Consider the following 19,551-nt stretch of genomic DNA (forward strand, 5'->3'; position numbering starts at 1 on the left):
GTAGTGAGACGATGGCCGACATCACCCACGGGCAAATGCCGCACGCCGAACCGTCAGCCCATGAACCGGGCGCCGGCATCCCGCATCCCTACCATCTGCTGAAGCCGAGCCCCTGGCCGCTGATCGGCGCCTTTTCCGGCGGGCTTCTGGCGACCGGTCTGGTCATCTACATGCATGGCGGCGGCAAGCTGCTGATGATCCTGGGCGTGCTGGCCATCCTGGTGACGATGTTCGGCTGGTGGCGGTCGGTCATCCGCGAGTTGGTGGTGGAGCATGCCCACACCCCGGTGGTGAAGATCGGCCTGCGCTATGGCATGGCGCTGTTCATCGCGTCCGAGGTGATGTTCTTCGCCGCCTTCTTCTGGGCCTTCTTCCATGCGGCGCTGGAGCCGAAGGTGTCGCCGCTCAACCCCGACGCCATCTGGCCGCCGCCCAACGTGCATGTCATCGACGCCTTCGACATGCCGCTGATGATGACGCTGACCCTGCTGCTGTCGGGCGTCACCGTCACCTGGGCCCACCATGCAATCATTGAGGGACAGAACCGCGTGGCAGCGAAGGCGCTGGGCCTGACCGTTCTGCTCGGCGTCCTGTTCAGCTTCTTCCAGGTCTACGAGTACGTCCACGCGTCCTTCAAGTTCACCGACGGCATCTTCCCCTCGACCTTCTACATGGCGACCGGATTCCACGGCTTCCATGTGCTGGTCGGCACCATCTTCCTGGCTGTGTGCTGGTTCCGGACGAACAAGGGGCACTTCACCCCGGAAAGCCATTTCGGCTTCGAGGCGGCGGCCTGGTACTGGCACTTCGTCGACGTCGTCTGGCTGTTCCTGTTCGTGTCGGTCTACTGGTGGGGCGGTCATGGCGGCGTGGTCGCCGTCCACTGACGCGACCGGTGCCGAGCCGTTCCGGCGGCGGTCTGTATCGCTGCCGGAACGGTCCGGACTGGAGGTGATGGCGTGATCGATCTCTACCCGAGTGTTTCCCCCTTGTCGGCGGGCCTGCGCAGCGTATGCCCGCGCTGCGGCAAGGGGCGGCTGTACGACGGCTATTTGACCGTCGCGGAGCGCTGCAATGTCTGCGGCCTGGATTTCTCGCAGGTCGACAGCGGCGACGGCCCCGCCGTGTTCCTGATCTTCATCCTGGGCTTCCTCGTGGTTCCGGTCGCACTCTGGGTGTCGATGACGGTGGACTGGCCGCTGTGGCTGCATGCCATCGTCTGGAGCATCGTCGTGCTGGGCCTGACGCTGGGCATGTTGCGGCCGGCCAAGGCCGCTGTGATCGCCCTCCAGTACCGCTATCGCCGCAGCGAAGTGGAGAAGGGCTCTTGAGCGCGACCGCGGTCGAGACGTCAGGGCGGCGACATTTCCGCCCCACACTGGGAGCGACCTTGGTCACGCTGGCCGGGCTTGCGGTCACCATCGGGCTCGGCACATGGCAGCTGGAACGGCTGCAGTGGAAAGAGGAACTTATCGCCCGGATCGACCGCCAGATGGCCGCGCCGCCGGCACCGCTGCCTGCCCGGATCGACGACCCCGCCGCCTGGGAGTTCCGGCCGGTGACGCTCGCCGGGCATTTCCTGACCGACAAGGACCTGCTGGTGATCGCCCGCCCGCACCAGGGGCAGGTCGGCTATGAGGTGCTGACTCCGTTCGAGCGCGCCGATGGGGCCGGCATCCTGCTGGTCAACCGCGGCTTCGTGCCGATGGACCGCCGCGACCCGGCGGCCCGCACTGCCGCCCGGCTTGAGGGCGAGACGACCGTCAGGGGCATCGTCCGCGTGCCGCAGCCGCCCGGCCTGTTCCAGCCCGGCAACGGCACCCCGGCGCCCGGTTCCGCCTGGATGCGCGCCGATCCGCCGGCGATGGCCGCCGCGCTGTCGCTAAGCGGCGTGGCGCCGGTGGTGGTGGAGATGCTGCCGGGACAAGGGAGCGGTAATGGCGCCGGGCAGGGCGCCGGTTTGCTCGGTGCACCGGCCGGAACCCTGGCGGGGATCGAGCCGCGGGTGGAACTGCCGAACAACCACTTGCAGTATGCCTTGACCTGGTACGGGCTTGCGGTGACGCTCGCCGGGATCTACGTGCTGTCACAGCGCAAGCGCGCCGACACCGGAACCGACGGACGACCCGATGACCGCATATCAGGAGCTTGAACGCCGCCACGCCCGCATCGCCGCCATCGGCGACGCGCTGGGCATTCTCGGCTGGGATACCCAGACGATCATGCCGGAGGGGGCCAACGACGGCCGGGCGGAGCAGACCGCGACCCTGTCGGTGATCGCTCACGAACTGGCGACCGACCCGCGCATGGGCGATCTGCTGGCCGAGGCGGAGGGCGACGGCAGCCTCGACCTTTGGCAACGCGCCAACCTGCGCGAGATGCGCCGCCACCACATCCAGGCAACCGCCGTTCCCGCCGATCTGGTCGAGGCGACCAGCAAGGCGGTGTCGGTCTGCGAGATGACCTGGCGCGCCGCGCGGGCGGAAAGCGACTATGCCAAGCTGCTGCCCTCGTTGACAGAGGTTCTGGCCCGCGTCCGCGAGGGGGCGGAGGCGCTCGGCTCCGTGATGGGGATCAGCGCCTATGACGCGCTGCTCGACAGCCACGATCCGGGCGCGCGGGCGGAGCGGATCGACGCGCTGTTCGCCGACCTGTCCGGCTTCCTGCCCGACCTGATCGGCCGCGTCCTCGACAAGCAGTCGGCTGCCCCGGCGGTGACCGAGCCGCAGGGGCCGTTCCCGGTGGAGAAGCAGCGCGAGCTTGGCGTCCGCATGATGGAGCGGCTGGGCTTCGACTTCCGTCGCGGCCGGTTGGACGTGTCGCTGCATCCCTTCTGCGGCGGGGCGACCGGCGACGTGCGCATCACCACCCGCTACGACGAGGCGAACTTCACCGATGCGCTGATGGGCATCCTGCACGAGACCGGCCATGCGCTGTACGAGCAGAACCGCCCGGCCGCGTGGCTGACCCAGCCGGTCGGCCAGTCCCGCGGCATGGCGGTGCATGAGAGCCAGTCGCTGCTGATGGAGATGCAGGCCTGCCGCTCGGCGGAGTTCATCACCTGGCTGGCGCCGGTGGTGCGCGAGACCTTCGGCGGGGAGGGGCCGGCCTGGGAGGCCGACAATCTGCGCCGCCTCTACAGCCGGGTGGAGCGTGGCTTCATCCGCGTCAATGCCGACGAGGTGACCTATCCCGCCCACATCATCCTGCGCTACCGCCTGGAAAAGGCGCTGGTCGCCGGCGACCTGACCCTGCCGGACCTGCCGGGCGCCTGGAACGACGGCATGGCCGAACTCGTCGGCGTGGTCCCGCCGGACGACCGGCTCGGCTGCTTGCAGGACATCCACTGGCCCGGTGGCGGCTGGGGTTATTTCCCCAGCTACACGCTGGGCGCGATGACCGCGGCCCAGCTGTTCGACGCCGCCCGCAGCGCCGATCCGGAGATCGTCCCGGCATTGTCGCGTGGCGAGTTCGCGCCGCTGGTGAACTGGCTGCGGGTGAACGTCCATCAGACCGGCTGCTTCCATGCCTCCGGCGACGAGCTGCTGACCGCGGCGACCGGCCGGCCGCTCGACGCATCGGTGTTCAAGCGGCATCTGGAGCGGCGGTATCTCTGACCGCCACCTCGCGGAAGGCGTGCGGAAGCCTCTTGGCAAGAGCGGGAAATGGCTTATCTTTAGGGACAGGTGCGCCGGGGTGTGATCGACCCCGACGCACCCATCCGATCAGCGGTTCAGAAGATCAAGGCACGCCTTGATGATCTGCAACAGCAGGATCAGGAGTGTGAGGATTTTCTCCATCCTCTTCTCTCCCTTGTTCGTGTGCGGCGGTGGCGGCCTGTCCGCCACCCCGTTCACACACTCCCACTATAGATGCATGGTTGCAGATGTGTGCGGCGCTACCGTCCGGCAGCGTGCATTTTTCTGTGGATAATCCGATCCGATGGAATTCTGCTTCACAGACTTTCAATTATCCACGCATGAAAAAGGCCGCCCCATGAGGCGGCCTGTCTTCGTTGAGAGTGGCTGTGACGATCACCCGCGCGCGGTCGTGCGCAGCGTCTCCTCGGCGGCGCGGATCAGCGCCATCGACTTGTTGACGGTCTCCTGATACTCGGATTCCGGGTCGCTGTCGGCGACGACGCCGCCGCCGGCCTGGACATACATCATGCCGTCCTTCAGCACGGCGGTGCGCAGCGCGATGCAGGTGTCCATGGCGCCCGACGCGCCGAAATAGCCGACGCAGCCGGCATAGACGCCGCGGCGGGCCTTCTCCAACTCGTCGATGATCTCCATGGCGCGGACCTTCGGCGCGCCGGACACCGTGCCGGCGGGGAAGCCGGCGACCAGCGCGTCGAGCGCATCGAACTTCGGATCGAGGTCGCCCTCGACGTTGGAGACGATGTGCATGACGTGGCTGTAAAGCTCCACGATCATCTTGGACGTCACCTTGACCGTGCCGACCTTCGCCACCCGGCCGACATCGTTGCGGCCGAGGTCGAGCAGCATCAGATGCTCGGCCAGCTCCTTCGGATCGCTCAGCAGATCGGCGGCCAGCGCCTCGTCCTCCGCCGTGGTGGCGCCGCGCTTGCGGGTGCCGGCGATGGGACGGACGGTGACCTTGCCGTCGCGCACGCGCACCAGGATCTCCGGGCTGGAGCCGACGACGGTCAGGTCGCCGAAGTCGCAATGGAACAGGAAGGGCGACGGGTTGAGGCGGCGCAGCGTGCGGTACAGCGCCAGCGGCGACGGCTTGAAGGGAAAGCGGATGCGCTGCGACGGCACGACCTGGAAGATGTCGCCGGCCCGGATGTACTCCTTCGCCTTCTCCACGATCGCGTGATACTCCTCGCGCGTCGTGTTGGAGGTCCAGGCCAGCGGCAGGCCGGTCTCCGCCCGCGGCTCCCGCCGGTAGGGCAGGGGGCGTTCCAGATCGGCCAGCGCGTCGGTCAGCCGCTCCCGCGCGTCGGCATAGGCGGTGGCGGCATCCTTGCCGGCCTTCGGCCACACCGGGGTCACCAGCGTGATCGAATCGGTGTGGCTGTCGAAGATGGCGACGATGCTGGGCCGGGTCAGGATGGCGTCCGGGATGTTCAGCTCGTCCGGATTGTTGTCCGGCAGCCGCTCCATCAGCCGGACCATGTCGTAGGTCATGTAGCCGAACAGGCCGGCGGCCATCGGCGGCAGCGCGTCCGGCAGGTCGATCCGGCTCTCGTTGATCAGCGCGCGCAACTCGTCCAGCGGTGCGTTGTCGAGCGGCTTGAAGGCCTCGCGATCGTGCAGCGCGTCGCGGTTGATCTCCGCCCGGTTGCCGCGCGACCGCCACACCACGTCCGGCTTGAAGCCGATCACCGAATAGCGGTCGCGCCGCGACCCCGCTCCGCGCTCCGCCGATTCCAGCAGGAAGCCGAAGGGACGGCCGTCCGCCAGCTTCATATAGGCGGAGACCGGGGTCTCCAGATCGCTGACCAGCGTGGTCCACACCACCTGCGGCCGACCGGCGGCGTAAGCGGCATCGAAGCTGGTGTTATCGGGCTGGACCTTCACGGCACGAGACCTCTCGGATTGCTGTCGGCTGCGCCGAAGCCTCAGTTGCTGGCGAAGAACTGGTCGATGCGCTGGCGATGGATGCGGACCGGATACTTGTCGCGCAGCGCGTTGGTGAACTCCGCCACCAGATCGCTTTCCATCCCCTGTTCGACCGCGGCGCGGACCGGCGCCAGATCGGCATCGGCGGCCTTCGGATCGGCCGGGATGATCTCCTTCAGGCGGGTGACCACCTGGGCATCGGCGGTGTTGCCGGTGACGACCTCGTTCGGCTTGGCGGCGAACAGCTTGGCGACCATCTCGGCCGGCAGACCCTGGACCGCCTGGGCGTCGCGGGTGAAGGGGCTGGTCATGGCAAAGGTGGCGCCGGACTGGGTGGCGATGTCCTGGGCCGCGGCCTCCGCACCCTGCTTCAGGCTGGCGGCGATCTCCTCCGCCTTCTTGGCGGCGCGCTCGGCGCGCTGCTCCTGCTGCCAGTCGGCGATGACCTGCTCGCGCACGTCGGCCAGCGGACGGACGGCGGCGGGGATCACGCTGTCGACGCGGACGGCGGTGAAGTTGCTTCCCTCGCCCTCGGTCAGGTTGGAGGAGGCCCCGGTCTTCAACTGGAAGGCGTTCGGCAGCAGCGCCTTCAGGCCGGGCAGGTCCGGCGCGGCGTCCTTGCCGTCCGGCGCCTTGCCGGTGCTGTCGATGGCGGCGACCTTGCTCAGCACCAGACCCTGGGCCTGGGCGACCTCGTCGAGCGATGCGCCGCTGGCCAGCTGGTCCTCGACCCGGTTGGCGATGGAGAAGACGGAGTTCGAGCGCCTGCTCCTTCTTCAGCTCGGCCGCCAGCTGGTCGCGCACATCCTCGAAGCTCTTGGTCGAGGCCGGGGTGACGCCGGTGACGGCCATGACATGCCAGCCGAGCGCGCTCTTGATCGGGTCGGACGGCTTGCCCGGCTCCAGCGCGAAGGCGGCGTCGCCGATCTCCGGCAGGTCGGCCTTGGCGATGTTGTCGAGCGTCACCGGCTCGACGCCGGCATCCTTGGCGGCCTCGGCCAGGCCCTTGGCCTTGGCGGCCTCGGCGATCTGCTTGGCCTTCGCCTCGTCGTCGGTCACCACCATCTGGACCAAGCGCTTTTCCGGGGCGCCGAACTCGTTCGCGCGCTCTTCGTACGCCTTGCGGAGCTGGGCGTCGTCGATCTTGATGTCCTTCGCCAGCGCGTCGGGCGACAGGCGGGCGACCGTCAGGGCGCGGTATTCCGGGGCGGTGAAGCGGACCTGATGGTCGTCGTAAGCCTGCTTGACCGTCGCGTCGTCGGGCACGCCGACATCGCCGATGGAGGCGTTGGGCAGGGTCACCACTTCCGCCACGCGCTTTTCGCCGCGATAGCGGTAGAGGTCCTGCACCAGCGGCTGCGGCGGGGTCAGGCCGGCGGACACCGCACCGGCGACCAGCTGGCGGGCGGTCTCGCGCTGGATCATCGCGACATAGCCGTCTTCGGTCAGCTGGTTGTTGCGCAGCACGGACCGGAAGATGTTGGGGTCGAACTGGCCCTGCTGGTTGCGGAAGGCCGGCTCGTCGGCGATGCGCAGGCGGACCACCTCCGGGCCGACGGCGATGCCCATGTCGGCGGCGGCGAGGTCGAACAGCGAGCGCTGGATCAGCGATTGCAGCGACTGTTCCAGAAGGCCGAAGCGCTTGGCCTGCTCGGCGGTCAGGTTGCCGCCCAGCATCGGGCGCAGCCGTTCCATCTGCCGGCGGAATTCCTGGTCCAGCGCCTGCTGCCCGATCTCCACCTTGCCGACCTCGGCGACGGTGGTGGGGGTGGAGGAGCGGAACACGTCGCCGATCCCCCAGAACGCCGAAGCTGAGGATCAACAGCACGAACAGGATCTTGACGACCCAGGAGCCGGCGAAATTGCGGATGAACTGGAGCATGGGACCCGAATCTAAGCGCGTCGTTCGGCCATCCGGCCGGGGCGGCGCATCATAGATAGGGGAAAGAGGGGGGGCAACAGCCCATTTCCGGCTTGGGCGTTGCCGCTGGCGCCCGCCCGGCGGGGCCCGAGCATGCGAACGCCCCGGCCCTGCATGGAAATGCGGGGCCGGGGCGTCCGATGGTCACGTCGGATCGGCAAACCCTCGCGGGCGCCGGGATCGCGTCGGCGGTTACTTCAGCGCGTCGCGCACGGCATCCTTGGCGCCGCCGACGCTGTTCTGCACCTTGCCGGCGGCCTTTTCGCCGCGGCCCTCGGCCTCGGTCTTGGTGTCGCCGGTCAGCTTGCCGGCGGCTTCCTTGATGGCACCCTTGATGGAACGGGCAGCGCCTTCGATGCGATCCTTGTCCATGGTGGCAACCTCATCTGTGTTGGTTATGCCAGGACAACGGATCGGAAGGCAAAAGGGTCCATTAAAAATAATACACGAAAGGCAAGCGGCCCAGGCCCCACGCTTCCGTCCTGCTCACGCCCGGCGTGGTCCATCGACTCCGCGGCCGGCCGACCGCGCCGGCATGCCGCCATCGACGGGCAGGTCGCGGTGCATCGGCCCGGCGCTGTGACGGCGCAGGGCCGCCAGCTGGAGGGCGTGATGGGTGATCTGGTTGCGGAAATCGCGGTCGACCCGGCTGAAGGCGCTGAAGGCCAGCTTCACGGCCGCCGGGGATCGGGTGTGCAGGGCATCGTTCAGGGAATCGCGCAGGGTGCGCAGTTCGAGGATACCGGGAACGAAGGCCATTTCGACCGCCTCCGCCAGAATCTCGACGGAACACAGCGTGGCTTCGTCATCGAGCGTCAGGCGCATTCCGCGTTCTCCCCGCCCGTGGTCAGGAACCGAGCAGATCCAGCACCGCCGGCAGGCAGCGGCTGCGGGACGAGCACTCTTCGCAACGGCCCGCCATCGGACGCGGGTCCGGACAATGCCGGTCCCGCAACGCCTCCAGCCCCTGGAACAGGATGCGCTTCTTCGAGTCCGAAATCACGTCGGTGGCCCGGATCGTTTCGATGGCATCCCGCATCGGGTCGGTAGCGTCTATGAGCATCATAGTATGCCTCCTCCCAGCGAATTTATGCCGCACCCCCGGCCAAGTCCATGAATGCACTGTAATATTAGGGCGGCAAATTGAAACGAGCTGTGGCGCCTTGCAATGGAGTGCACCCTGTTGACGCCGAGGGGCACGGCCGTCAGCATCCTGCCGGTCTGAAGCGGGGCTGGGGTGGACGGGCGGATGGAGCGGACACAGGGCGCGACGCTGGCGCTGTATGGCGCGGCGGCGCTGGCGGAGATCGCCGGCTGCTTCGCCTTCTGGGCGTGGATAAGGCTGGACCGCAGCGCGTGGCTCGTCTTGCCGGGGGTGGCCAGCCTGTGCCTGTTCGCCTGGCTGCTGACGCGGGCCGACGCCGAATTCGCCGGGCGGGCCTATGCCGCCTACGGCGGCGTCTACATCGCGGCGTCGCTGCTGTGGCTGTGGCTGGTCGAGGGTGCGCGGCCCGACCGTTGGGATGCGGCCGGCGCGCTGATCTGTCTGGGCGGAGCGGCGCTTATTCTGGCCGGGCCGCGCGGGGGCTGAGCGCCGACGGGGCCAGCCGGCTGACCCACGGGTGCAGGGCAGGGCCGTTGACCAGCACAAGCCGGCCGTCATCCACCCGCAGATAGGCCCCGACGCGCACCCGGCGGCGCAGGATGTCGTCGTTGAGCATGATCTGCGCATCGGCCAGGGACAGCGGGGTGCCCTGGTAGTATGCACGGCCGTCGGTGTGTCGGATCTGGCTGAATGCGTTGGTCATGACGGAATGCTCCCAATCGTTTTTTCTCGAACCGCGGACCGTTGGCGGACCCGACGGGCCGGCGCCAGCCGACCTGGGGGTCGGTTGTTGCGGCCATTGTCAGGAAAAACGCCTGGGACCTGCGGTTTATTCCTCCATCAGGCACAAAGAGACGGGACTGGCTGAAAAAATGCCGGGACGGTTCCCGGACCGGCGATGCCGGCAACTGGTGTCGGCGAATATCTTGGGGTGTATACCGCCGAAGGTCCAGCACGCCGGACCCAATGCCCCCGAATTGTCGCAGACCACACGCGCGAAAGCTGTAGCGATGCGGCGGATGGTGCGCGTCCGTTTCCGAAACCGCGGCCTGAATTGAACCATGTCAATCGTGCTTCGGCTTCCAACCGTTAGAGTGCGAAAGCATCACGGCGGCGGGGTTGCGGAAATGTCCTGCATTTACGCGTCCGCTTGACGTTGGAAAAGATGCCGGACGGGGTCATAATACCACCGTCGGGTATCCGAATTCGGTCAGCCGGTATCCCGGCGATGTATCACGAGGTCCGTCTTTCGGGCCGGACAGAAGAAACGGATCGCTTCGTGAACCTACAACCGGCGGATCAGATGAACGGTTCCGAGTGCAGCGGGTCCGGCGCGGCGGACGCCGCCGGGATGCCGCGCGATCCGGCCTTCCTGGCCTCGCTGGCCGCCAGCCTGCTCGACGATGGGGGGATGGCGGGCGGAATGGCGGGTGGGATGGCGCTGGTCTATCTGGACCGCGACCGCGTGTGCCGGCATGCCGACCGCCATTTCGCAGCGGCGCTCGACCGTTCGCCGGCGGAGCTGGTCGGCCGCCCGCTCGCCGCCATCGACCATCCCGTGACGGCGGCGCTGGGGGCCGCCATCGCCGCCCTGGGTCAATCGCCGGCCCACGGCTCGGCCCCGGTCGATTGCCCGACGCTTGGCTGCGATGGCCGCCGCTCGATTCTCAGCGGCAGCGTGACCGCCCATCGCGACGGCGCCGGGACGATTCTCGGCTATCTCGGCACCTTTCACCAGACCGGCGATCCCGACCGCATCGCCCAGTTCGTGACCTGCCGCGACAGCTTCGTCGCCACCCTGCTGGACGCGGCGGTGGACGGCATCATCGTGTCCGACCGCAGCGGCACCATCCGCTCGATCAACCGCGCCTGCTGCCGCCTGTTCGGCTATGAGGACAGCGAGCTGGTCGGGCGCAGTATGACAATCCTGATGCCGCCGCCCTTCTCCCGCGACCACGCCCGCTATGTCGACACCTATATGCGGACCGAGCGGGCCAAGATCATCGGCATCGGCCGCGACACGCTGGGCCAGCGCAAGGACGGCACGGTGTTCCCCATCCATCTCAGCGTCGGCGAGGCGCGGATGGGCGACGACGTCACCTTCGTCGGCATCATCCGCGACATTTCCGACCGTCTGGCGGCGGAGCAGCGCGCCTCCTACCTTGCGCGGCACGACCCGCTGACCGGCGTTCTGACCCGCACCGCCTTCCTGGAGGAATGCGAGGCGCTGTTCGCCGGCCACCGCGCCGGCGGGCCGGAGGGCGGCAGCGCGGATGGCGGCGCAAATGGCGGGCTGTTCGCGCTGTTCGCGCTGGACGTCGACCAGTTCAGCGACGTGAACGAAGCCTTCGGCTTCCATGTCGGCGATGCCGCGCTGAAGGCGATGGTCAGCCGGGTGACCGAGGTGCTGCCACCCAACACCATCATCTGCCGCATCGCCGCCGACGAATTCGCAGCGCTGTCACGGGTGGCCGATGCCGATCAGGCGCGCACGCTGGCCGGGGTGCTGCATGACCGGCTGACCGCATCGATCTACGCCGACCGCCATTGGGTGCGGCTGCGGCTGTCGGTCGGCGCCGCGGTGCAGGACGACACGGTCGGCACGCTGGAGGACCTGAACGCCAAGGCCAAGCTCGCTTTGCAGGCGGTGCAGCACAATGGCGGCAACGCCATCTGCTTCTACACGCCGGAAATGGCGGCGGCGGCGACGCGCCGGATGATGCTGACCATGCATCTGACCCACGCCATCGAACGCAACGAACTGCGCCTCGTCTACCAGCCCATCGTCGACAGGGCCGGCCGGGTCCGCTCGGCGGAGGCGCTGCTGCGCTGGGACCATCACGCACTGGGTCCGGTGTCGCCGGGGGAGTTCATCCCGGTCGCCGAGGAAAGCGGCCTGATCGTGCCGATCACCGACTGGGTGCTGTCCACCGCCATCGCCCAGATGACGGCCTGGGAGGCGGAGGGCGTGCTGCCCGACCGCGTCTTCCTCAACATCTCCGGCCAGCAGTTCCTGCGCGGCAACCTGACCCTGCGCCTGGAGGAGTTGCTGGGCGAGCATCCGTCGCTGCGCAGCCATCTCGGGCTGGAGATCACCGAGCAGGCGGCGGTGCGCGACCTGAAGGTGGCGGTGCGGACGCTGGGCGAGTTGGCCGCTCTCGGCATCCAGGCGGCCATCGACGATTTCGGCTCCGGCTATTCCTCGCTCAGCTATGTGCAGCAGCTGCCGGTGGCGAAGCTGAAGATCGACCGCGCCTTCGTCATCGACGTGCCGGAGAACCCGAAGAGCAACGCGCTGGTCCGGGCCGCCGTCGGCATGGCGCACGGCCTTGGCCTGACCACCGTGGCGGAAGGGGTGGAGACGGCGGAACAGCGCGATTTCCTGGTGTCGGTCGGCTGCGACCTGATGCAGGGCTACCTGTTTGGCCGCCCGATGGCGCCCGAGGCGCTGGCCGACATGGTGCGCACGCAGGCCGCGCCGGCCATCGCCTGATCTCCCGGTCCGGTGCCGGGGCGATCCGTTGGGACGATCAAGCACTGAGCGATCCGGGCGAGGGGACGGTCACCCGCCCCTCACAGCTTTTCCGTCGGCTCCCATCCCTCCGGCGCCATCCGGAACCCGGCGAACTCGAAGGCCGGCGCCACGGTGCAGCTGACAAGCGACCAGCCCTCCGGCCCGTCGGCCAGACTGCGCGCCGCCTGCCAGGCTCCCACCGGCACCACCGCCTGCGGCCGCTCGCCGCCGGCGATGTCCATCCCCAGCCGGTGGCGTTCGACCGTTCCGCCCTCCTGATGAACCGACAGCTCCAGTGGCGCCCCGCCGTGCCAGAGCCAGATCTCCACGGCATCGACGGTGTGCCAGTGCGACCGCTGCCCGGCCTTCAGCAGGAAATAGATCGCCGTCACCGCCCCGCGCCCGCCGTCGCCCGGCGCACGGTAGGTCTCGGCGTAGAAGCCCCCCTCCGGATGCGGCTGCAACTCCAGCATTTCGATCAGCCGCTCGGCGGACAAGGCGTGTTCAGGCATTGTCGGTATCGCTCACAGGGATGGTCAGGTCGAAGGACACCCGCGTGTCCTCATAGATCGCCGCCAGCGGCAGCGTCACCTCCAGCGCCGGGATTGCCAGCAGGCCGTCGCGCCCGGACAGCAGCTCATGCGTCCAGCCGTCGCCGGCCCGGCGGAAGCTCTCGACCACCGCCACGCGCTGATGGATCAGCACATAGTGGGTCAGCGAGGGCAGGGTGCGGTAGGCGGCGCTTTTGGTGGTGTGGTCGTAGCTGGAGGTGCTGTCGGACAGAACCTCGACGATCAGGATCGGTTCGCGGGCCAGCCGATCGCGGTCGTCCAGCTTGGCGCAGGTGACGAAGACATCCGGATAGAACACCGAACTCGTCGGCCCGGATGCGCATCGTCTCCTGGAACACCCGGCAGGGCGACCCGCGCAGCTCGCCGCGCAGGGCGGCATAGACGTTGCCGGCGATCTGGTTGTGGGCGACCGTGCCGCCGACCATGGCGACGATCTCGCCCTGGAGGAACTCGTGGCGGCCGTCCTGCCGCTCCTCCCAGGCGAGAAACTCGTCAAGCGTCATCCGGCGCTCTTTGCGCAGGGCCATGGCCGCCCTCCCGGTCGGTGAAAGGTCGCCCCGTCTTTCTACACCGACCGCGTCCGCGCCGCCATGCCCAGCCCCTCGCGCAGCTCCGGCAGCAGCATCGCCCCCAGCATGGCGATCACCGGCAGCACCGCATAGTCGCCCTGCGCCGCCGCGTCGATCAGCTCGCGCGCGCTGTGCAGCTCGATCCGCATGTCCTCCAGATCGCCCTGATCGGGTTCCGCCACCTTGCGGGCGCCCTTGGCGTGGAACATGTGGCAGGTGCTGCCCTTCGAGTTCGCCCCGACGACGAAGCCGCCCAGCGCCGTCCAGTCGTCGGCGGCATAGCCGGTTTCCTCCAGCAGCTCGCGTTTGGCGGCGGCCAGCGGATCCTCGCCGGGCTCGATGGCGCCGGCGGGGAAGGTCAGGCTGACGCGGCGCGGCCCGTGCTTGTAGGTGCGCAGCATCACGACCTTGCCGTCCTCGGTCTCCACATACATCAGGGCGAAGTCGGGCTGGTCGAGCTGGTAGAAATTATCCACTGTCCGCCCGTCCGGCAGCCGCACCGTCTCCGCCCGCACCTTCAGGTACGGGCTGGCGTCCAGCAGCTCACGGCTGCCGAGCACGTCCCAAGGCTTCTGTTCGCCCTGCTTCTGTTCGTCCTGCTTCCGGTCGTCGCTCATGCGGCGCTCCCGTAGGGCGGCTGGGTGTGGCCGGCGGGGGAGAGGGTGAAGATCTCGCAGCCGTCCTCGGTGATGCCGATCTGGTGCTCGAACTGCGCCGACAGCGAGCGGTCGCGGGTGACCGTGGTCCAGCCGTCGGACAGGATCTTCACCTCGGGACGGCCGGCGTTGATCATCGGCTCGACCGTGAAGACCATGCCGGGGCGCAGCTCCACGCCGGTGCCGGGCTTGCCGAAATGATCGACGTGCGGGGCGCCGTGGAACTCCCGCCCGATGCCGTGACCGCCGAAATCGCGCACGACCGAGCAGCGCGCCGCCTCCGCCATCGTCTGGATGGCATGGCCGATGTCGCCCAGATGATTGCCGGGCTTGGCCTGGGCGATGCCGGCCATCATGCAGCGGTAGGTCAGATCGACCAGCTTGCGCGCCTTCACGCCGACCTTCTCACCGACGAAATACATGCGGCTGCTGTCGCCGTACCAGCCGTCCAGGATCACGGTGACGTCGATGTTGACGATGTCGCCCTCGACCAGCTTCTTGTCGTCGCTGGGGATGCCGTGGTTGACGACATGGTTGGGCGAGATGCAGCTGCAGGCCGGATAGCCCTGGTAGCCCAGCGTCGCCGGGATGCCGCCACGGTCGCGCTGGAACTCCTCGATCAGCGTGTCGAGTTCTCCCCGTGCTGACGCCCGGCACCACGAAGGGCGCGATGTAGTCCAGCGTCTCGGCCGCCAGCCGGCAGGCCTTGCGCAGCGCCGCGAACTCTTCCGGACCGTGCAGAACGATCCGCCGTCCATCCTTGTCCATCAAACCGTCATCCGTCACGTAAATCCTCTGACCAACCTTCGGCCGCTGCGACCATCCGCAGGCAGCGCAACAAGCTATCACGCCACCCGTCTGAAAAAAGCCCCTGCATTCCACCCCTGCAATCGTAGGATTCGGCGGAATGGCTTGCTATATGTGGCGGGCCCTATCCCCATTGGACTACCAGACCTTTGGCGAAGCCCACCACCCGATATGTCTGCCAGGCTTGCGGCGCCTCCTTCCCCAAATGGGCGGGCAAGTGCGACGCCTGCGGCGAATGGAACAGCCTCGTTGAGGAGGCCGCGCCCGACAGCGCGCCCAAGGGGCTGGGCGCGGCCCGCGGCCGCCGCATCGACTTCGTCGGGCTGCACGGCTCCAGCGAGGCGCCGCCCCGGCGCATGACCGGCATCGCCGAGTTCGACCGCGTCTGTGGCGGCGGGCTGGTCCCCGGCTCGGCCATCCTGATCGGCGGCGATCCCGGCATCGGCAAATCGACCCTGCTGCTCCAGGCGATGGCCCGGCTGTCGCAGGACCACCGCTGCGCCTATGTCTCGGGCGAGGAGGCGGTCGATCAGGTCCGTCTGCGCGCCCAGCGGCTGGGCTGCGCCACCGCCCCCGTCGATCTGGCCTCGGCCACCAGCGTGCGCGACATCGTCGCCTCGCTCGACGACGCCAAGGGTCCGGAGGTGATCGTCATCGATTCGATCCAGACCATGTACATGGACAATCTGGACAGCGCCCCCGGCACCGTCGCCCAGGTCCGCGCCAGCGCGCAGGAGCTGATCCGCGTCGCCAAGCGGCGCGGCGTCGTCCTGCTGCTGGTCGGCCATGTGACGAAGGAAGGCATGATCGCCGGTCCCCGCGTGCTGGAGCACATGGTGGACACGGTGCTCTATTTTGAAGGCGAGCGCGGCCACCAGTTCCGCATCCTGCGCGCGGTGAAGAACCGCTTCGGCCCGACCGACGAGATCGGCGTGTTCGAGATGGGCGACGCCGGGCTGGGCGAGGTCGCCAACCCGTCCGCCCTGTTCCTGGCCGAACGCCGCGGCGACGTGTCGGGGGCCGCCGTCTTCGCCGGGATGGAGGGCACCCGCCCCGTGCTGGTCGAGGTGCAGGCGCTGGTCGCCCCGTCGCCGCTCGGCACGCCGCGCCGCGCCGTGGTCGGCTGGGATTCGGCCCGCCTCGCTATGGTGCTGGCGGTGCTGGAGGCGCGCTGCGGCGTGCAGATCGGCGCCAACGACGTCTATCTGAGCGTGGCGGGCGGCCTGCGCATCACCGAACCGGCGGCCGATCTGGCGGTCGCCGCGGCGCTGGTGTCGTCGCTGACCGGGGAGCCGGTGCCGGCCGACACGGTGGTGTTCGGCGAACTCGGCCTGTCGGGCGAGGTCCGCGCCGTGAGCCAGACCGACACGCGGCTGAAGGAGGCGGCGAAGCTCGGCTTCTCCTCCGCCATCTTCCCGGCGCGGCGCGCCGGCAAGAAGGGCAGCCGCGGCGACAACGGCCTCAAGACCGTCGAACTCCAGCAGCTGGGCGAGCTGATGCCGCTGTTCCAGCCGCAGGGCTCCTCCGGCCGGCCGCCGTCCCGGCGCGGCCATGACGACAACGACACGCGCCGCTCGCGTGACGACGAATACATCTGACCGCAATTCCGCCTTCACTCGGCACATTCACCAATCGGCACCTCATCAATCCCTACAGGCAATCGGCACAGGGTCATGGACACTCTTCCCGTCAATCCGGTGGACATCGTCGTCTTCGCCGTGCTGCTCCTGGCTGCACTGCTCGCCTTCAGCCGCGGCCTCGTCGCCGAACTGGTGTCGGTCGCCGCCTGGGCCGGTGCGGCCATCGTCACGCTCTACGCGCTGCCCCATGTCCTGCCCTATGCGCAGATCTACATCCGCTTCGAGATGCTGGCCTACGCCGCCTCGGCGGTGGGCGTCTTCATCGTCGCGCTGATCGTGCTGTCGCTGCTGGGCCGCAGCCTGTCGCGCGGGGTGCAGGCCTCCGCCCTGTCGGCGCTGGACCGCACGCTGGGCTTCGCCTTCGGTCTGGTGAAGGGGGGGATTCTCGTTTCCATCGCCTACCTGTTCTTCCTGTGGCTGGTGCCGAACCAGGCCGAACAGCCGGTCTGGCTCCAGCAGGCGAAGACCCGGCCCTTCCTGGCGATGGGGGCGGAAACGCTCTACGCCTTCGTGCCGGAGAATTTGCGCAAGGAAGGTCTCGGCCAGATGGACATGGCGCGCGACCGTGCGCGTCAGGCGATGGAGGCCAAGCAGGCGCTCGACCGCCTGTCGACGCCGGTGCCCAGCCCCGCGAAGACCGGGGGTGCGCAGGCGCCCGATACCGGTTATAAGGACCGCGATCGCGCCGATCTTGAAAGGCTGATGCAGAACAACGCCCGCTGAGCTTGACCGCTCGGTTTTGGCGCGATTGACGTTTGTGGGACCGTGGTTTTTTCCGTTGCATGTGCTGACGCGCGCCGACGGCGCCTCTTGGACGAAGGACTTCTGGTGATGCTGACGACGCATCCGTTCGACGACGACAAGCTGCGCGAAGAGTGCGGCGTGTTCGGCATCTACGGCAACCCGCAGGCGGGCGCCATCACGGCGCTGGGCCTGCATGCCCTGCAGCACCGCGGGCAGGAGGCGGCGGGCATCGTCAGCTTCGACGGCGGCCGGTTCCACCTCCAGCACACGCTGGGCCTGGTCGGCGACCATTTCAGCTCCGAGGCGATCATCGCCAAGCTGAAGGGCGGCAGCGCCATCGGCCATGTGCGATACGCCACCACCGGCGACACCTCGATCCGCAACGTCCAGCCGCTCTACGCCGATTTCGAGTTCGGCGGCTTCGCGCTGGCGCACAACGGCAATCTGACCAACGCCCAGGTGCTGCGCCGCCAGCTGGTCCGCCGCGGCTGCCTGTTCCAGTCCTCGACCGACACCGAGGTCATCGTCCACCTGATGGCGACCGCCCGCGGCGGCTCGCCGGTCGACCGGCTGATCGAGGCGGTGCGGCAGGTCGAGGGCGCCTTCTCCCTGGTGGCGCTGTCCTCCAAGGAGGTCATCGGCGTGCGTGACGCGCTCGGCGTCCGTCCGCTGGTGCTGGGCAAGCTCGGCGACACCTACATCCTGGCCAGCGAGACCTGCGCCTTCGACATCGTCGGCGCCGACTATGTCCGCGACGTCGAGCCGGGCGAGATGATCGTCATCGACGACAGCGGCGTCCACAGCCTGCGCCCGTTCCAGCCGCAGCAGCGCCGCCTGTGCATCTTCGAATACATCTACTTCGCCCGCCCCGACAGCGTGATGGAGGGCACCTCCGTCTATGAGGCGCGCCAGCGCATCGGCCGCGAGCTGGCCCGCGAGGCCGGCGTGCCCGCCGACGTGATCGTGCCGGTGCCGGACAGCGGCGTGCCCGCGGCGCTGGGCTATGCCCAGGAAGCCGGCGTGCCCTTCGACCTCGGCATCATCCGCAACCATTATGTCGGCCGCACCTTCATCGAGCCGACCGACCAGATCCGCCATCTCGGCGTGAAGCTGAAGCACAACGCCAACCGCGCGATGATCGAGGGCAAGCGCGTCGTGCTCGTGGACGACAGCATCGTCCGCGGCACCACGTCGAAGAAGATCGTCGAGATGGTGCGCGCCGCCGGGGCCAAGGAGGTGCATATGCGCATCTCCAGCCCGCCGACCTCGCACCCCTGCTTCTACGGCATCGACACGCCGGAGCAGAGCAAGCTGCTGGCCCACCGCATGACGGTGGAACAGATGCGCGAGTTCATCCAGGCCGACAGCCTCGCCTTCATCTCGCTCGACGGCCTCTACCGCGCGATGGGCGACGAGAAGCGCGACCCGGCCAAGCTCGGCTACTGCGACGCCTGCTTCACCGGCGATTACCCGATCCCGCTGACCGACGCGCTGGACCAGCCGCCGGTCGAGTCGAACGTCCCGGTTCGCGCCTGACCTCGAAAAACCCTCTCCCATCCCAGGAGAGGGTTTTTCATATGTGAACGAACAATAATCCCAGGAAACGAGTTGTCCCCATGTCCCGTCTCTCCGGCCGCATCGCCCTCGTCACCGGCGCCTCGCGCGGCATCGGCGCCGCCGTCGCCAAGCGTTTCGCCGCCGAAGGCGCCCATCTGGTCCTGGTCGCCCGCACGGTCGGCGGGCTGGAGGAGACCGACGACGCCATCCAGAAGCTCTCCGGCCAGTCGGCGACGCTGGTGCCGATGGACCTGCGCGACTACGACAAGATCGACCAGCTCGGCCATGCGCTCTACCAGCGCTTCGGCAAGCTGGACGTGGTCGTCGGCAATGCCGGCGCGCTGGAGGCGCTGGGTCCGGTCGCCCAGTACGATCCGAAGCTGTGGTCGCGGGTGATGGACCTGAACGTGACGGCGAATTATCGGCTGATCCGTTCGATGGATCCGCTGCTGCGCGCGTCGGGCACCGGCCGCGCCATCTTCGTGACGTCGGCCGCCGCCAAGGCGCCGCACCATTACTGGATGCCTTACGGCGCCAGCAAGGCGGCGCTGGAGATGATCGTGAAGACCTATGCGATGGAGGTCGCCGGCTCGACCCTGCGCGTCAACCTGCTCGACCCCGGCGTGGTGGCGAGCAAGCTGCGCACCCAGGCCTTCCCCGGCGAGGACCCGACCAAGGTCGCCCAGCCCGACGACGTGACCGAGCGTTTCGTGGAATTGGCCGAGGCCGGGTGCGAGCGCCACGGGGAGTTGGTTCAGGCGCAATAGCGACTGCCTAAATCCCCCTCCTCCCCCCGGGGAGAGGGTCGGGGTGAGGGGGAAGCACCTGCCGAATGTCTTCGGCTCCGCCGAACCCCCTCATCCTAACCTTCTCCCCGC

The 19,551-nt window shown here is 68.4% G+C and carries 18 protein-coding genes and 3 pseudogenes; 10 read left to right on the forward strand and 11 right to left on the reverse strand.

The features are described 5' to 3' along the window. The first annotated feature begins 11 nt into the window (after positions 1-11). From ACWPN3_RS15295 to ACWPN3_RS15310, 4 genes are all read left to right on the forward strand, one after another. Complete coding sequence (locus ACWPN3_RS15295; RefSeq protein ID WP_492240374.1) at positions 12-887, forward strand: cytochrome c oxidase subunit 3; 876 nt, start codon at positions 12-14, stop codon at positions 885-887. A 72-nt stretch (positions 888-959) separates the two neighbouring features. After that, positions 960-1,331, forward strand: a complete 372-nt coding sequence (locus tag ACWPN3_RS15300; protein WP_109449459.1) for a DUF983 domain-containing protein — start codon at positions 960-962, stop codon at positions 1,329-1,331. After that, positions 1,328-2,152, forward strand: coding sequence for an SURF1 family protein (locus ACWPN3_RS15305; protein WP_492240375.1), 825 nt, complete (start codon positions 1,328-1,330; stop codon positions 2,150-2,152). The genes ACWPN3_RS15300 and ACWPN3_RS15305 overlap by 4 nt, the downstream gene beginning before the upstream one ends. After that, entirely contained in the window at positions 2,130-3,617 is a 1,488-nt protein-coding gene (locus ACWPN3_RS15310) for a carboxypeptidase M32 (protein WP_492240376.1), read from the forward strand. The genes ACWPN3_RS15305 and ACWPN3_RS15310 overlap by 23 nt, the downstream gene beginning before the upstream one ends. A gap of 417 nt (positions 3,618-4,034) precedes the next feature. Here ACWPN3_RS15310 and trpE read toward each other — a convergent pair whose 3' ends face one another. From trpE to ACWPN3_RS15340, 6 genes and pseudogenes are all read right to left on the reverse strand, one after another. Further along, positions 4,035-5,546, reverse strand: coding sequence for an anthranilate synthase component I (gene trpE / locus ACWPN3_RS15315; RefSeq protein ID WP_492240377.1), 1,512 nt, complete (start codon positions 5,544-5,546; stop codon positions 4,035-4,037). Between the two features lie 41 nt (positions 5,547-5,587). Continuing rightward, positions 5,588-6,331: a hypothetical protein gene (locus ACWPN3_RS15320; protein ID WP_492261881.1), complete on the reverse strand. Its 744-nt coding sequence runs from the start codon at positions 6,329-6,331 to the stop codon at positions 5,588-5,590. 112 nt (positions 6,332-6,443) lie between these two features. After that, positions 6,444-7,373: pseudogene (locus ACWPN3_RS15325) on the reverse strand (peptidylprolyl isomerase); the annotation flags it as partial. Between the two features lie 328 nt (positions 7,374-7,701). Further along, complete coding sequence (locus ACWPN3_RS15330) at positions 7,702-7,881, reverse strand: CsbD family protein (protein WP_098740061.1); 180 nt, start codon at positions 7,879-7,881, stop codon at positions 7,702-7,704. Positions 7,882-7,995: 114 nt separating this feature from the next. Further along, positions 7,996-8,334 carry a hypothetical protein gene (locus tag ACWPN3_RS15335; protein ID WP_492240379.1) on the reverse strand — a complete coding sequence of 113 codons (339 nt, stop codon included), beginning with the start codon at positions 8,332-8,334 and terminating at the stop codon, positions 7,996-7,998. A gap of 22 nt (positions 8,335-8,356) precedes the next feature. Next, positions 8,357-8,575 carry a hypothetical protein gene (locus ACWPN3_RS15340; protein ID WP_146208075.1) on the reverse strand — a complete coding sequence of 73 codons (219 nt, stop codon included), beginning with the start codon at positions 8,573-8,575 and terminating at the stop codon, positions 8,357-8,359. A gap of 183 nt (positions 8,576-8,758) precedes the next feature. On the opposite strand from ACWPN3_RS15340, the gene ACWPN3_RS15345 reads away from it, so the two are divergent. Next, positions 8,759-9,100 (forward strand): YnfA family protein, encoded by a 342-nt coding sequence (locus ACWPN3_RS15345; RefSeq protein ID WP_109449445.1) that lies wholly within the window; start codon positions 8,759-8,761, stop codon positions 9,098-9,100. Here the strand turns inward: ACWPN3_RS15345 and ACWPN3_RS15350 are convergent. After that, the gene (locus tag ACWPN3_RS15350; protein WP_109449442.1) at positions 9,072-9,317 is read right to left on the reverse strand and encodes a hypothetical protein; all 246 of its coding nucleotides are present in this window, start codon (positions 9,315-9,317) and stop codon (positions 9,072-9,074) included. The two genes, ACWPN3_RS15345 and ACWPN3_RS15350, sit on opposite strands and share 29 nt — an antisense overlap. A 600-nt stretch (positions 9,318-9,917) precedes the next feature. On the opposite strand from ACWPN3_RS15350, the gene ACWPN3_RS15355 reads away from it, so the two are divergent. Then, positions 9,918-12,107: a putative bifunctional diguanylate cyclase/phosphodiesterase gene (locus tag ACWPN3_RS15355; protein WP_492240380.1), complete on the forward strand. Its 2,190-nt coding sequence runs from the start codon at positions 9,918-9,920 to the stop codon at positions 12,105-12,107. Between the two features lie 80 nt (positions 12,108-12,187). Here the strand turns inward: ACWPN3_RS15355 and ACWPN3_RS15360 are convergent, their stop codons facing one another. The 4 genes and pseudogenes from ACWPN3_RS15360 to map form a co-directional block, all read right to left on the reverse strand. Then, positions 12,188-12,640 carry a cupin domain-containing protein gene (locus tag ACWPN3_RS15360; RefSeq protein WP_492240381.1) on the reverse strand — a complete coding sequence of 151 codons (453 nt, stop codon included), beginning with the start codon at positions 12,638-12,640 and terminating at the stop codon, positions 12,188-12,190. Next, positions 12,633-13,227, reverse strand: a pseudogene (locus ACWPN3_RS15365) (Uma2 family endonuclease). Before ACWPN3_RS15365 ends, ACWPN3_RS15360 begins: the two are co-directional and overlap by 8 nt. 38 nt (positions 13,228-13,265) lie before the next feature. Then, a complete protein-coding gene (locus ACWPN3_RS15370) occupies positions 13,266-13,886 on the reverse strand; it encodes an NUDIX hydrolase (protein ID WP_109449434.1) in 621 nt (206 codons plus the stop codon). Further along, positions 13,883-14,693 (reverse strand): annotated as a pseudogene (map, locus tag ACWPN3_RS15375) (type I methionyl aminopeptidase). Before map ends, ACWPN3_RS15370 begins: the two are co-directional and overlap by 4 nt. A 188-nt stretch (positions 14,694-14,881) precedes the next feature. Here map and radA point away from each other — a divergent pair. From radA to ACWPN3_RS15395, 4 genes are all read left to right on the forward strand, one after another. Continuing rightward, positions 14,882-16,330 (forward strand): DNA repair protein RadA, encoded by a 1,449-nt coding sequence (gene radA / locus ACWPN3_RS15380; protein WP_109449430.1) that lies wholly within the window; start codon positions 14,882-14,884, stop codon positions 16,328-16,330. 75 nt (positions 16,331-16,405) lie between these two features. Next, the gene (locus tag ACWPN3_RS15385) at positions 16,406-17,095 is read left to right on the forward strand and encodes a CvpA family protein (RefSeq protein WP_109449428.1); all 690 of its coding nucleotides are present in this window, start codon (positions 16,406-16,408) and stop codon (positions 17,093-17,095) included. A 108-nt stretch (positions 17,096-17,203) separates the two neighbouring features. Further along, on the forward strand, positions 17,204-18,652 hold the full coding sequence (purF, locus tag ACWPN3_RS15390; RefSeq protein WP_199237667.1) for an amidophosphoribosyltransferase: 1,449 nt from the start codon (positions 17,204-17,206) through the stop codon (positions 18,650-18,652). An 80-nt stretch (positions 18,653-18,732) separates the two neighbouring features. After that, positions 18,733-19,440, forward strand: a complete 708-nt coding sequence (locus ACWPN3_RS15395; RefSeq protein ID WP_109449424.1) for an SDR family NAD(P)-dependent oxidoreductase — start codon at positions 18,733-18,735, stop codon at positions 19,438-19,440. The last annotated feature ends 111 nt before the right edge of the window (positions 19,441-19,551 follow it).

The organism is Azospirillum sp. UENF 111221 (assembly GCF_058780625.1).